Annotated in this window: 10 protein-coding genes; all 10 read left to right on the forward strand. The window is 46.1% G+C overall.

Features of this window, described 5'->3' with window-relative positions; all coding sequences use genetic code 11:
• Positions 1–26: 26 nt before the first annotated feature.
• Entirely contained in the window at positions 27–1,394 is a 1,368-nt protein-coding gene (locus MKY28_RS06225; RefSeq protein ID WP_340935345.1) for an ABC transporter substrate-binding protein, read from the forward strand.
• 51 nt (positions 1,395–1,445) lie between these two features.
• On the forward strand, positions 1,446–2,330 hold the full coding sequence (locus MKY28_RS06230; protein ID WP_211085311.1) for a carbohydrate ABC transporter permease: 885 nt from the start codon (positions 1,446–1,448) through the stop codon (positions 2,328–2,330).
• On the forward strand, positions 2,330–3,160 hold the full coding sequence (locus MKY28_RS06235) for a carbohydrate ABC transporter permease (protein WP_036674968.1): 831 nt from the start codon (positions 2,330–2,332) through the stop codon (positions 3,158–3,160). The genes MKY28_RS06230 and MKY28_RS06235 overlap by 1 nt, the downstream gene beginning before the upstream one ends.
• Before the next feature lie 32 nt (positions 3,161–3,192).
• Complete coding sequence (locus tag MKY28_RS06240; RefSeq protein ID WP_036674969.1) at positions 3,193–5,028, forward strand: cache domain-containing sensor histidine kinase; 1,836 nt, start codon at positions 3,193–3,195, stop codon at positions 5,026–5,028.
• Complete coding sequence (locus tag MKY28_RS06245; protein ID WP_047843637.1) at positions 5,025–6,656, forward strand: response regulator transcription factor; 1,632 nt, start codon at positions 5,025–5,027, stop codon at positions 6,654–6,656. The genes MKY28_RS06240 and MKY28_RS06245 overlap by 4 nt, the downstream gene beginning before the upstream one ends.
• A 28-nt stretch (positions 6,657–6,684) precedes the next feature.
• Entirely contained in the window at positions 6,685–8,313 is a 1,629-nt protein-coding gene (gene nagZ / locus MKY28_RS06250; RefSeq protein ID WP_047843636.1) for a beta-N-acetylhexosaminidase, read from the forward strand.
• A 275-nt stretch (positions 8,314–8,588) separates the two neighbouring features.
• Positions 8,589–10,844 carry a stalk domain-containing protein gene (locus MKY28_RS06255; protein ID WP_047843635.1) on the forward strand — a complete coding sequence of 752 codons (2,256 nt, stop codon included), beginning with the start codon at positions 8,589–8,591 and terminating at the stop codon, positions 10,842–10,844.
• Positions 10,845–11,181: 337 nt separating this feature from the next.
• Positions 11,182–11,646 (forward strand): Fur family transcriptional regulator, encoded by a 465-nt coding sequence (locus MKY28_RS06260; RefSeq protein ID WP_017687564.1) that lies wholly within the window; start codon positions 11,182–11,184, stop codon positions 11,644–11,646.
• Between the two features lie 2 nt (positions 11,647–11,648).
• A complete protein-coding gene (yidD, locus tag MKY28_RS06265) occupies positions 11,649–11,900 on the forward strand; it encodes a membrane protein insertion efficiency factor YidD (protein WP_017687565.1) in 252 nt (83 codons plus the stop codon).
• 502 nt (positions 11,901–12,402) lie between these two features.
• The gene (metG, locus tag MKY28_RS06270) at positions 12,403–14,427 is read left to right on the forward strand and encodes a methionine--tRNA ligase (protein WP_047843634.1); all 2,025 of its coding nucleotides are present in this window, start codon (positions 12,403–12,405) and stop codon (positions 14,425–14,427) included.
• The last annotated feature ends 166 nt before the right edge of the window (positions 14,428–14,593 follow it).

Consider the following 14,593-nt stretch of genomic DNA (forward strand, 5'->3'; position numbering starts at 1 on the left):
TCAATATCTTGAGGAGGGTCAACCAGATGAAAAAAAGAATGACATTACTGCTTTCATTATTGCTTATCACTTCATGGACTTTGGCGGGATGTGCAAGCTCAAGTAACGAGCCACAGCAAGGCGCAGGCAATACACCTGTGGAAGAGACAAGTAAGGAACCGGTTGAAATGCTTCTCCGCCACACGCAGGTGGGAGCCGACAAACAGAAAAGACTGGCCATTCTGCAGGATGTTGTGGACAAAGTTGAGGGAGAGATACCCAATCTGACCTTTACGCTGGATGGTGTCGAATCCGATGTGAATCGTAAGGAAAAGCTTCGCGGAGAGATGGCGGCAGGCAACCCGCCGGATATATTTGAACTGTTCGGTAGCCCGGATTCCAAAGTTTATGCCAAGGAAAGTATGTTGCTTGATCTGACCCCAATCCTGCAAGAGCTGGGCATTCAAGACCAGTTTACATCCCTTGAACCGTTTACGTATGAAGGCAAAGTATATGGACTGCCGATTGGCGGTTCGGGCGAAGGTTTTTTCTATAATAAAGAGTACTTCGAACAAAAAGGATGGAAAGCCCCAACTACCATGGCTGAACTGGACAATATACTGGCTGAGATCAAGGCTGATGGCAAAGTGCCGCTTGCTTCCGCATCCAAGGCAGGCTGGGTTCCGCTCATGTTAACCAACCATCTGTGGTCCCGGTATGCCGGGCCGGAGATTACCGCAAAGTTTGCAACAGGTGAAGCGAAGTGGACCGATTCGGGTGTTGTGCAAGGTTTTGCCAAACATAAGGAATGGGTGGATAAGGGTTATTTCAAAAAAGGTGAACTGGGCTTTGAGTATGCCGAATATACCACGCAATTTACAAGTGGAGAAGTGGTATTAATGTATGACGGAACATGGAAATCATCTGTATTTAAGGAAGGTCAGAGCGGTGAATCGCTCATTGGCAAGGTTGGATTCTTCAATATGCCTCCGGTAGAGAACGGAGCAGGAGATCAGACGTCTTTGATGCGTGATGTGAACAATGGATACGGATTCTCGGCAGCAGTGGCGGATGACCCGCAGAAGCTGGACGCAGTGAAAGCTTTTATCAAAAATTTCTACAATGAAGATATGCAGATCCGCGGCCTTGTGGAAGACGGTGTGTTGCCTGCCATGAAGCTGGACGAGAAAGTGCTGACCGATAGCATTACCGATGATCTGATGAAAGAAATTGTGGCTGTGCTTAATGCGTCCAAGACGTCGTTCCCGGCATTTGATGCACTTGTTCAGGCCGATGTGACGACAGAGATCAGCAATCTGCAGATTCAGAAGTTGATTGGTGGGCAGACGACGCCAGAGAAAATGGCAGAAGAGTTGCAAAAGGTGCAAGAGGAAGCAAACGCCTCAGTGGAATAAACGAATTCAAGTCGAAACTGCGATCGTTGAAGTGACTGAAGGAGGCTGACCATGAATACTTCACTCCGCAGCCCGTTAATCTATACGTTGTTTGTAATGCCAGCCCTAATTCTGTTTGTAATGTTCTTTCTATACCCTATTGGTAGCTCCCTGTATTACAGTCTGACGAGTTGGAATGGGGTATCGGCTGAGCCACGTTTTGTGGGTTTATCCAATTATGTGAAGGCACTGACCGATGAACGTTTTTGGATTTCCACACGTAATAACGGCTTTTTCATCGGATTTTCGGTACTGATTCAGGTACCCCTAATCGTCCTGTTTTCGCTTCTGATTGCCAATGTGAAAAGGCTGAAAGGTCTGTATAAAACCGCTGTTTTTTTACCATCCATCATGTCGACAGCCGTTATCGGTATCTTGTGGGGGTTCATCTATGAACCCAATATCGGACTATTAAACAAAATACTTCATGTGCTGGGAATCGATCCAATCTACTGGTTATCGGATAACCGATTTGCCATGTTGTCCATCTTGGTGACCAATGCCTGGCAGTGGACGGGATTTTACATTGTCATGGTGCTGGCGGCCATACTGGCGATTCCCCGTGATCTGGATGAAGCGGCTGCAATTGATGGGGCAACGGCGGTACAACGTGCAATGCGAATTACGTTGCCGCTGATCCGGCCGATCATTTCGGTGGTGATCATGTTGTCCATCGCAGGTGCCATGAAAGCAGCCGACATCGTGATTGTCATGACCAAAGGTGGGCCCGCTGGGTCCACTGAGGTTCTGGCGACATATATGATCAAATATGCAATTACCAACTTCAAATATGGTTATGGTAATACCATTGCAGTGCTGATCTTTGCTCTGACGCTTGTGCTCACTGCGGTGTATCAACTGCTGGTGGCGAGGCGGGGCGAGAAGGTGGAATATTGATGGCGAAAAGCATAAAAAGCAGTATACCTCATGTGTTGTTAATGTTGTATTTAATCGCGATTTTGTTTCCCTTTTTATTTGTGATTTTCTCTTCCTTCAAGCAGGATAACAATGAAATCGCCCTGAATCCATTCGGTTTGCCTACAACATGGGAGTTTAACAATTACGTGGAGGCTTGGGTGAATGCCAAGATTGGTACGTATTTCTGGAACAGCCTGTACATTTCGGTTTTATCGTCGGCGTGTACGATTGTCCTCGGCGCCATGTTTGCTTTTGCCGTAACCCGGATGAGACACCGGAGATGGAGCCTGTTTCTGTACAGTTTAATTCTGGCGGGCATGCTTATTCCCAACAATGCACTTATGCTTCCGATCTATCTGCTTGTTCGCAAAATGGGCATATTGGATACACATCTGGCATTGATCGTGCCCTATGTGGCCAATGCGATCCCCTTTACAATTATTATCCTGGCGGCTTTTATGCGTTCTCTGCCTGGGGAAATTGAGGAAGCGGCGGTCATGGACGGCTTGAGGGCCCCGGGTATCTTTGCTAAAATAGTGATACCTCTTACAGTTCCAGCCATTGTTACGGTTTTTATCGTTAATTTCCTCGGCAACTGGAACGAATTTTTACTCGCCAACTATTTTTTATCCACCGATAAATTGCGTACGCTGCCAGTGGGCATGGTCCAGTTTCGGGATCAATATCAGATGAATTATGCTCAGATGTCGGCAGGTATTGTATACAGCGTTGTACCTGTACTTGTGATCTACGCTATACTCCAGGAGAAAATTATAGAAGGAGTAACTGCAGGTGGTGTCAAAGGTTAATACCATGAACCAGTTAATAGGGAGAACGGGATATGAACTTGCGAATGAAGCTGGCCTTGGCATTTCTGCTGCTGATTATTGTACCGATGTGTGCGCTAGGCATTGGCATGTTTCTGGTCACATCACATACGATTGAGAAAAAATACAATCAACAGGCCGAATATGCGCTTCAGGCCATCAGCTACAATATCGAGAATGTATTTCAGCAGATTAATAATGTGACCGACAACGGGATAGCGACATCGGTTTTTCAAATGGCGTTGAATGCCAAAGATCCGACCAAGCAGGATCTGGGAACCGGTAATCAGTTATCTCTGAATGCCAGCCAGCGCAATTTCCGTTCCCTTCTATATAATTATCCATTCATTAGTTATGCCTTTTTATATGATTTGCGTTCTTCCGAGAACAACCAGATTGTCTCCATTTTCACCAAAGAAAATTTTCAAGCCCTTCCTTTTCAGCAATTCAAAGTGCATCCCTTATTCAACGAAATTCAGCAACTTAATGGCGTGCCTAAATGGCTCGCACCTCTGGAATATCCCGAATTAACCGGGGTAGAGCCTGTCTTCACCCAGATCAGACTGGTCAAAGAACTCAGTTATTTTCAAAATATCGGCGTGCTTGTTGTTCAGATCAAAAAAGGAGAGATCGACCGGATCTTCCGTCACCTGCAAATCAGCGATTCGGCACAGGATACATCATTCCTGTTAATTAATGAAGAAGGGCTGATTGTCTATGATCCTGCAGGTATATATAACGGTGAGAACATGCAAAACCTTGGTGCTGAATCCAGCCGTTACGGTCCTGGCTTTAGTAGCGTCAGAACGGTCTTTGACGGCAAGGAGAGCATCATTTCACAATATCATCTGAAGAACTATAACTGGAGTCTCGTCAGTGTGACTTCATGGGAAGCCTTATCTGCGGAAACCAATGCCTTTGCAGGTTGGTCTGTCATCATTATTCTGTCATGTCTGCTCGCAGCGATGATCTTTAATCTTTTTTTCATGAATCGCATTACGGGTAACATTGCTGTACTTGTAAGGTTTATGCGTCGTGTGGATGATGGTGATTTTAATGCAAGGGTGGAAGGAAAAGGGTTCGATGAAATGCAGCTGCTTGCGCAAGGGTTCAATGAACTATTGGATCGGATCGGGGGATTATTCCGTCGTGTTCGTGCAGAGCAAGAGCAGAAGGCCCAAGCGGAACTACGTGTATTACAGGCCCAGATCAAACCTCATTTTCTGTTTAACACATTGGAATCCATTAATGGATTAGCGCTGCGTGGGGAGGGCCGTAAAGTAAGCGAGATGGTGACCAGACTTGGCAATATGCTTCGTATCAGCATTCAGGATCAGGAGGAGATTCCGCTGGGTGAGGAAATAAGACATTTGCAGAGTTATCTGGAGATTCAACAGTACAGGTTCAGTGATTTGTTCACCTATGAGATTGACATTCCACCCCATCTATACAGCTCAATTCTGCTTAAGCTTACCCTTCAGCCTCTGGTGGAAAATAGCATTCAACATGGGTTTGAGGGGATCACCTATCCAGGTGTACTGCGGATAAGCGCATATGCAGAACGGGGTCATCTGGTGTTATGTGTTGAGGATAATGGGATCGGTATTCCCCAGGAAATGCTCGCACGATTTGAGTATATGGCAGAAGATCCACCGGAAGATATGCTCGCGGAAGGGGCGGAATCATTATCGTCCATAACGGAACGCAGGGGATTGGGATTACGAAGTGTGGCAGATCGAATTCGTATTCAATACGGGGCCGGGTATGGCATATTTATATGTTCAGCACCGGGGTATGGCACAGTTATTCGATGCATCATTCCATTATATGAGCAGGAGGAAGCCGGATGAATCTGACTGCAATGCTGGTCGACGATGAGCTGCCGATTCTGGAGAATCTGAACTACATTTTACCCTGGGAAGAGATGGGGATTGAAATCACAGGTACAGCGAGAAGTGGTGTAGAAGCGCTGGGGAAAGTAACAGAAAGTCATCCGGACATTCTCTTGTGTGATATTCGAATGCCGTCTATGGATGGATTGGAACTTATTCGTTTGCTGCGAGAGCAGGGTGAAACGTGTGAGATTATTTTGCTGACCGGGTATCAGCAGTTTGAATATGCTCGAACTGCTATCAAGTATAACGTACATGAATACATATGTAAGCCCATTGATTATTTGAATCTGGAACATAAACTGCGTGAACTTGCCGGACAGATCCAGAAGAGACGTCTGGAAAACGAATCGCAACGTTATCGCAGCCAAGAGATGGAAAGCTGGATCAGACACAAACAGTTGATTGACCTGTTGCGAGGAGAAGCACCGTTGAAGGTTGCCTATCCTGCCTCTGTTCCTGAATTCATAACAACTGCTACACCGTATACGTTGCTGCTGGTGGATGCGGTCGGTTATTTTCGCCATTCTATCGGCTGGTCCGAGCTTCAGCACCAACGATGGCATGAGACCTTAAGTTCCAGACTTAGGGAAGTAGCAGAGAGAATTGAGGGGGACTGTCAGATTCTTTCGACTCGCAAAGGGGAGTGGTGCATCTTGCTGGAGGCATCAGGTGAGTGGAAACGTCGCTCAGAGGAACTGGCCCATCAACTGTGTCTCGAATTAAATGCGATATTGTCCTTGGATTCAAGTGTGAAGGTCAGGGTTGTTCAGGGTGCTGTGCCCGTGAACCTGGAAAGTGAAATTCTGGAGCGATACCGGCATTGTCAAAAAATACTGATGTCCCATTCGGAGAGTGAAGACAAGGTGCTGAAGGCGAGTTGTCCCGAAACCACCTTATCGTATGATCATACGGCCTCCAAAGGGGCTAACTCATGGATTACAAGAGAAGATCTGGAGCTTGTTACTCGGTGGATTCGTCAAGGGAACAAGCAGGGGTTATGTGATGTATTGGAGCGGCTTAAACAGCAAATGGGGAATTCAGGACAATCCTTCAACAGGATAGATGAAACCAATCTTCGGTTTATGCTTGTACACATGCTTCGGGAACTGCGTGAAATACAGGCCCTCGCTGAAGAGCACGAAGTGAACTTTTGGAATGCACTGCAAGGAGCTGTATCCATGAGGGAACTCCTTGAACTTGCAGAGGTCGTTACCCATGCCTCTCAGGGCAAACAAACGCAACCACGTCCTTCTGTATCGGAACTGATCCTCTCTGCATGTGAGTATATGGACGCACGGCTGCAACAGGACTTGGGAATAGATGAAGTCTCAGATTGGCTTGGAATCAGCCCGGGATACTTTTGCCAGCTATTTAAAACCCAAATGGGTGTTACTTTTGTGGAATATATGACGCAGAAACGGATGGAAAGTGCCGCTTTATTGTTGAGTACAACCGAATGGAGCATAACAGCGATTGGGGAAGCAACAGGGTTCAAGGAGCGCCGTTACTTCTCCAAGGTGTTTCATAAACACTTTCACATGAAACCCTCAGAGTACAGGCAGAGTAAACAATTGGGTTTGTAGTACCAAGGGAAACGGGAGGAGAGGTCGAATGAAACCCTTGAATGATCTGACATTGGAGCAAAAGGTAGGACAATTGTTGATGTGTGGATTTCACAGTCAGCACGCAGATGAACAGATTACTCGTTTAATCCGTGACTATCACGTCGGGGGTGTCATTTATTTCCGGCGTAATGTCGAAAGTGTAGATCAATTGACACGGCTATCCGCCGAACTGCAAGAGATGTCTGCTGAAGCAGGGGCTCTACCACTCATGATTTCGGTGGACCAGGAAGGTGGCATGGTTGCACGGATTGACCAAGAGGGAATGACCCAAGTGCCGGGTAATATGGCGCTTGGTGCGACAGGCAATGCGGAATATACTCTGGAGTGTGCTCAAATTCTGGGTCGTGAGTTAAAAAACATCGGTATTGATATGAACCTTGCGCCAGTGGTCGACGTGAATAACAACCCGCTTAACCCGGTTATCGGTGTGCGTTCGTATGGTGAACATGCTGAAAGTGTGGCCGCTCATGGCGTAGCAGCCATCACCGGATATCAATCACAGGGCATAGCTGCTACTGCCAAACATTTTCCTGGACATGGAGATACCGCTGTAGATTCTCATCTTGGTATGGTTACGGTACCTCATGATCGAAACAGGCTGGAACAGATGGAGTTGTTACCGTTCCGTAAGGCGATTGAGGCCGGAGTTGATGCTATTATGACAGCTCATGTGATGTTCCCTTCGATTGAGCCCGAGCCCATTCCGGCTACGTTGTCACATAAGGTGTTAACGGGTCTGCTACGTGAGGAAATGGGTTTTGAAGGCATTATTATTACAGACTGTCTTGAAATGCATGCAATATCCAAACCCTATGGGGTAGCTGAAGCTGCTATTCGTGCTGTGGAGGCAGGAGCAGATCTGATTCTGGTGAGTCATACCTTGCAAGATCAGGTTGCTGCGCTGGAAGCCATTGTGGAAGCAGTTCGAACGGGCCGGATCTCGGAAGAGGTTATTCATCAGGCGGTTGAACGCATTATGACATGGAAAAAAAAGCGCTGTGGCCAGCAGAATGATCATCTGGTTTCGCCGAAAGCGAGTGAAACGGTCGAAGCAACCGATGTTGAACCTGTTGATTGCACTAAACCCACTGAGCCCAACGAATTGACGTTGTTCAAGATTGCTTCAAGCAGTATTACCATCGTTCATAATGATGGGCTGTTGCCGTTGGACCCAGAGAAGGGCGTATATGTCATCTGGCCTGAGGTTGTGCAACGGACAGAGGTGGATGAACCATGGTCCCATACAGAATCGTTGGGTATGGCGTTATCGCAGCTGCGAGGCAGAGTTCGTGAGCACAAAATTACTACTCAGCCCACTTATGATGAAACAGATCGGATATTGGCTGATGTGTCAGATAGTGAACAAGTTATCGTATGTACGTACACATCGGCAGGTCATCTTCCGAAAAGGCAACAGTTTTTGGTTGAAAAGCTTAGTAAAAATCATTCGCTGATTGTAATTGCTCTACGCAATCCATATGATCTGCTGGAGATCTCGAGGCCGGGTAGTTATGTATGTACATATGAGAATACACCTGCAGTTGTTCGGGTACTGTCCCATGTGTTAACCGGTGGACTGCAACCAACAGGAAGTCTACCTGTCCGTTTGCGCTAGAACTATTTAATCCTTACATCTCTCTGCGATATGGTGCTGATTGACCATCTCCTGGAGAGATTTTTTTGTTGGAATTTTCTATTGGTTAATTTTGGAATATGAATGCCAAAAAGATAATTGATAGATAACTATTTTCATAGTATTTTCCTTCTATTAAAAGTTTACAATTCTCCTCTTAACTTTTTAGCAACTTTTCCCGGTTCCAAGCGTCTAATAATATGACTTTTTGAGGGGGATATTTATAAAATGGGAGCAGAAGGAGCCAAAGACAAAGAATGAATTTGAAGAAGAAATTGTCCATACTTACCGCTTTTGCTGTGTTTCAGGCGTTTGCAGTGATTCCTGCCAATGCACAATCAGCAGATCAGAGCGATACTACATCAGTGAATACAGCCAAAGTTAAATCCGTGGAGGTTGTGAAGAAAGAACAGACCATTGCGGAATCCGAAGTGAAATCCGGAACAAACACTCCAACATCAAATAATGAAACAACTGAAGAAGTGAACCCTCCTGAGACAGATGTTCCTACAGGAACAGACGCGACTCCTGTTGAGCCGGTAATTGAACCTATGGACGAAGAAGGTACAGCTGAGGAAACACCAGCACCTGCACCAGTCGAAGTGGAGCAACCATCTACAGGCGGTTCATCTGTTGCTGGAGGCCGGGGTGGAGACCTCACTCTTTATATGAACAGTAATAAAATGATGCAAGATGGCAAAACATATCTTGCTGGACAGCCGATGGCTGTAAAAAATGGTGTATCCTATGTAGCGATCCGTGCTCTCGTTGATCGGGTTGGCTATGATGTTAAATATGATAACACAACTAAAGAAACGATCATTATTAGTGGTGAAGATGAGCTGCGTTTCAAAACAAACAGCAAGATCTATACCGTTAATGGTGTGTCCAGAACGATGAAGGGCGCGGCTTATCAACAAAAAAATACGTTCATGGTGCCGTTGACTTCAATTACACTGGCTCTGGACATTACGTATAAAGTAAACCAATCTGCCAAAACGGTTGTATTGAATCTGAGTACCAAACCGGTGGCAAGCTTCACGGTACAAAAAGAGGTTTTTGCCGGAGACCAGGTAACCTACACAACCAGATCTAGCTCTCCCAAGGGACTCAGCATTGTAGATGAGCGTTGGACAGGCCGTCAGGATTCATTCGACCAACCAGGTGTATACACAGTAACCTATGCGGTCCAGGATTCAAGTGGTCAATGGAGCGATCCGTATTCGGTTACGATTAAGGTTGAAAGACCAAATCTGCCACCTGTCGCGATGTTTACGACAGATAAAGAAGAATACAAAATGGGTGAGAAAATCACTTATATTGATCAAAGTACAGATGATGAGAACGCAATTGTAAAAACAGAATGGGATAACAATGCACTTGCATTCTTTGTTCCAGGACCGAAGACCGTAACGATTACAGTTACCGATAAACATGGTGCTAGCGATAGCTATACCAAGATGATCAATATTACGGGAGAAACACTTTATAGTGTGACTGACTTTAATCAATTGTTCACACCAGTCGGTGAGAAGTTCACTTTTGACGGTGGTGGAGTACCGGCATTGGAGAAAGTACCTTTCACTTATTATGATGAACCAAGTCTGTTGATCCGCAGTAACAGCCCTGAAACCGTGAATACGGAAGGTATTGTGTACAAGGAATCTTCCTTTGGACAGACACGTTTCATGATTCACCATGTGAACAACACGGGCAAAAGCGTAAAAATGTATGTTGTAGCGACAAATAACAATGCATACACGGCGTCCATTGACCAGCAAAACATGGGTTTTGCAGGACCGTCTCCTTTTGCAACGGTAGCTGGAAAGCTGTCCATTGACCGTTGGTTCCAGTCCATGCAGAATGGTACCGGACAAAAGAAAGTGTACATCCAGCCAGGAGAAAGCAAGCTGATTCTTAATGATCTGAGCGTTCTTCCGATGAAACAGGGACAAGTCATTTCCTTGTATTCGGATGTATTCAGTGACTATGAACTGGATTACAACATTATCATGATCGAAGAAAACAAGGACCCGATGGAAGTGTTATCGAGCCTGCCGGTTCTGGATCGTGATGGAGTTCACAACCGTGGTACCTATCCAAATGCAACACGGATCATTACGTATGATCAAGAAGTAGGGTCGAAACCTGCACGTCTTCCACTTGGAGACAATGCAAGTGATCCAAACCTTGTGGGAACGGACCCTATGGCTTTCACTGAAGCGTCCAACGCAGGTAACTTCGGTGTATTGTACAAAATTACATTGAATAATGTTGCTCCGCGCACGTTGATTTCATTCAACCCTCGTGGAGGCAGATATTCAGGTGTGGCACTCGTGAATGGACAGGTCGTTCAGATTTCCACAGGTAAATCTGTAACTGCACCTAATGAGCAAAGTGTTATGTATCGCACAGGTTCGTACGGCGAGAGTGTAACCATTCTCTTCTCGGCGGCACCAGGAAGTAACTTGCCTGTTAACCTGCTGTTCACGCCGCTTCCGGCTGAAAAGTAATAATATGAACCTGCACGGACGGTTTGGAGTGAAAGCTTATATCATATATACCCGTTCACCCCAAAAGTCGCCCGAACGTTTGATCATCTGAACCGTCAGGAAGGGACTCCATCAAAATGTAATGTCATTAGCTCAAGCTAGACTAATGGCAATGCATGTGCATGGAGTCCTTTTTATGTAATGTTGGAATGACCTAACCCGGTGTCTTCGTTGACTCTAATCGTAATTTGATGCATTATTAGAGGTATACAAGAAAGCAAAAGTTTTAACTTTTGCCGAATAACTGTCGCTCTATGAATGATGCAAAATGCTCGTATGACAGGAGGTGCTTTAGATCATGCTGTCGACAGAACAGATTATTTCAACCATGTCCTCACAGGGGCTTCGCATTACCGATCAGCGGAAAACACTGGCCCGGTTATTTGCCGAGTCTCCGGGGTATCTTACACCCAAGGACGTCTATGAATATATGGGTAAGACTTACAGCGGACTGAGTTTTGACACAGTATATCGTAATTTGCGGGTGATGCAGGAACTGGGTGTACTGGAACAGGTCATCTTCGAAGATGGCGTTAAATTCAAAGCGCACTGTAGTGAAGATCATCATCACCATCATATGATCTGTCTGAAGTGTCAGAAGACATATCCTATTATTTTTTGCCCGATGCAGCTTGCGGATGCGCCTGAGCAATTTCAGGTTGTAGACCACAAGTTCGAAGTATTTGGATATTGCAAGGACTGTGCAGAGCATGCTCCGGCCAAAGCGGCATCGGGACATACACACGCTCATGGGAAGCACTGACCATGAAGTTATCGCGCAGAATTGCTCAGGCACCCATCCGGGTGTACCGCAACTATATCTCTCCATTAACACCGCCAACATGTCGGTTCTATCCGAGCTGTTCGGCTTACGCCATGGAGGCGATTGAAGTGCACGGTGCGCTCAAAGGTTCGTTGTTAACAGCGAAACGTATTGCCAAATGCCACCCGTTTCATCCAGGCGGTGTAGATCTGGTGCCACCAAAGGCGGAAAAGTCTATGATGGTATCAGAGTAACGATGTTGCCTGAAGTATTCTGGTGGCCTGGAAGCAGGCCAGGATTGAACTTGAGTATGCTGTCCACTTGACAAAGGGGTCCGCATTTCAGTATATTTTTCCTATATATGCGAGTTCAATAAGTCTAGTTTTAACTTTTTGAACAACTTCTATATGATTTCCAGTGAAGGGATAAGTACAGACACACCCCCAGTGCAGAGAGCCGGATGAGCTGAGAACCGGTCTGGGAGGAGGATGGAATATGGTCCCGGAGGAACCTCTTTCGAGCGTGCAGACAGTGATTTCAGAGCTGTTGTCGTAAGGCTGAGGCGTGATCCAGCGTTAATGGGCGGTCGAAGGACCGACAGAGCCTGTGTTTTGCGAAAAACATGGGGAATTTGGGTGGTAACACGTGAGAGCAACTCTCGTCCCATAGGGGCGGGAGTTTTTTGTGTTCTTTTTTAGTTGTTTTGGACGAAGGGATCACATGAAGCAGGAACATTTGAAGGAGGAGAAGTCATTCATGGCTGACCAAAAAACATTTTATCTGACAACCCCGATTTATTATCCGAGTGACAAATTGCATATTGGGCATGCGTATACAACTGTGGCGGGAGATGCGATGGTTCGTTACAAGCGTCTACGCGGTTACGATGCTCATTATCTGACAGGAACCGATGAACATGGCCAGAAGATTGAGCGCAAGGCACAAGAGAAAGGACAGACACCGCAAGCTTTTATCGACGATATCGTTGTGGGGATCAAGGAACTGTGGAACAAGTTGGACATTTCCAATGACGACTTTATCCGTACAACCGAAGAACGTCACAAAACCATTGTTCAGGATATCTTTGACCGTTTGCTGAAACAGGGAGATATATACAAAGGTGAGTACGAAGGCTGGTACAGCATTCCGGATGAGACGTATTACACGGAGACTCAACTGGTGGATGTAGAGAAAAATGAGAAGGGTGAGATTATCTCGGCCAAGAGCCCGGATAGCGGACACCCGGTTGAATTGGTCAAAGAAGAATCTTACTTCTTCCGTATGAGCAAATATGCAGATCGTTTGTTGAAATATTATGAAGAGAACCCGGGCTTTATTCAGCCGGAATCCCGTAAGAACGAGATGATCAACAACTTCATCAAGCCAGGTCTTGAAGATTTGGCCGTATCGCGGACTACATTTGAATGGGGCGTCAAAGTTAAAGGTGATCCAAAACACGTGGTTTATGTGTGGATTGATGCGTTGTCCAACTATATTACAGCACTGGGCTACGGTTCATCCGATGCATCCCTGTATAACAAGTTCTGGCCTGCGGATGTACATCTGGTAGGGAAAGAAATTGTTCGTTTCCATACGATCTACTGGCCAATTATGTTGATGGCATTGGATCTGCCTTTGCCGAAGAAAGTGTTTGCACATGGCTGGTTGTTGATGAAGGATGGCAAAATGTCCAAATCCAAAGGTAATGTCGTTGATCCAGTGACTCTGATTGACCGTTACGGTCTCGATGCACTGCGTTATTACCTGCTGCGTGAAGTACCGTTTGGTTCCGATGGTACCTTTACACCAGAGAGCTTCGTAGAACGTGTTAACTCCGACCTCGCAAACGATCTGGGTAACTTGTTGAACCGTACCGTTGCCATGGTAGACAAATATTTTGAAGGCAAAGCCCCTGCGTTTGCATCGAATGTAACGGAATTTGATGCTTCGCTGGAAGAAGCAGGCCATGCTACGGTGGAAAAAGTGGAACAGGCGATGGAAAACCTGCAGTTTTCCGTAGCACTGACAGCGATCAGCCAGTTTGTCAGCCGCACCAACAAATATATTGATGAGACGCAGCCATGGGCGCTGGCTCGTGATGAAGCAAAACGTGATGAATTGGCATCCGTTATGGCTCACCTGATCGAAAGCTTGCGAATTGCTTCCATCTTGTTGCAACCGTTCCTGACACGTGCTCCTCATAAAATCTGGGCACAGCTCGGCATTCAGGAAGGTGAACTTACGGCTTGGGATACAGCTAAGCAATGGGGTCTGGTTCCAACTGGAAACGCATTGCAAAAAGGTGATCCAATCTTCCCACGTTTGGATTCCGAACAGGAAATTGCTTATATCTCCGAAGCAATGACTGGTGGCCAAAAAGCAGCACAGCCTGAAACAAGTCAAACAGATGCTGGAACTTCAGCAGCTGTTGAACCGGTAACCGCACCTGAAGGTACGGAAGAGATCGGTATTGACGATTTTGCCAAAGTTGAACTGCATGTCGCGCAAGTCATTGCCTGCGAACCGGTCAAAAAAGCGGATAAGTTGCTGAAATTGCAGCTCGATCTGGGTTATGAGCAGCGTCAGGTCGTATCTGGAATTGCGAAGTTCTATTCGCCAGAAGAGATGGTTGGACGCAAAGTCATCTGTGTCACGAACCTCAAACCGGTGAAACTTCGTGGTGAATTGTCTCAGGGTATGATCCTTGCAGCATCCCATGGCGACCAACTTACACTGGCAACAGTACCAGACAACATGCCTAATGGCGCACAAGTGAAATAAGAAATCAAATTCTGTCATAAAAATGACACAAGGTGGCCCGATGTAATTCGGGCCCCTTTTTTTGTTGATATAATTCGTATCTGACGGGAAGAGAACAAGCATATACTGTTATGAACTCCGTACTTCAGGAAAGAATGAATAGGACGGGATAGCTTGACAAGTAGGT

This window comes from Paenibacillus sp. FSL R5-0473 (assembly GCF_038004565.1).
GTDB lineage: Bacteria > Bacillota > Bacilli > Paenibacillales > Paenibacillaceae > Paenibacillus > Paenibacillus amylolyticus.

Excerpts from the sequence above, each read along its gene's own strand:
- MKY28_RS06245 (WP_047843637.1), top strand. The coding sequence starts at position 5,025 with ATGAATCTGACTGCAATGCTGGTCGACGATGAGCTGCCGATTCTGGAG.
- MKY28_RS06225 (WP_340935345.1), top strand. The coding sequence starts at position 27 with ATGAAAAAAAGAATGACATTACTGCTTTCATTATTGCTTATCACTTCA.
- MKY28_RS06255 (WP_047843635.1), top strand. The coding sequence starts at position 8,589 with ATGAATTTGAAGAAGAAATTGTCCATACTTACCGCTTTTGCTGTGTTT.
- metG (WP_047843634.1), top strand. The coding sequence starts at position 12,403 with ATGGCTGACCAAAAAACATTTTATCTGACAACCCCGATTTATTATCCG.
- nagZ (WP_047843636.1), top strand. The coding sequence starts at position 6,685 with ATGAAACCCTTGAATGATCTGACATTGGAGCAAAAGGTAGGACAATTG.
- MKY28_RS06235 (WP_036674968.1), top strand. The coding sequence starts at position 2,330 with ATGGCGAAAAGCATAAAAAGCAGTATACCTCATGTGTTGTTAATGTTG.
- yidD (WP_017687565.1), top strand. The coding sequence starts at position 11,649 with ATGAAGTTATCGCGCAGAATTGCTCAGGCACCCATCCGGGTGTACCGC.
- MKY28_RS06260 (WP_017687564.1), top strand. The coding sequence starts at position 11,182 with ATGCTGTCGACAGAACAGATTATTTCAACCATGTCCTCACAGGGGCTT.
- MKY28_RS06240 (WP_036674969.1), top strand. The coding sequence starts at position 3,193 with ATGAACTTGCGAATGAAGCTGGCCTTGGCATTTCTGCTGCTGATTATT.
- MKY28_RS06230 (WP_211085311.1), top strand. The coding sequence starts at position 1,446 with ATGAATACTTCACTCCGCAGCCCGTTAATCTATACGTTGTTTGTAATG.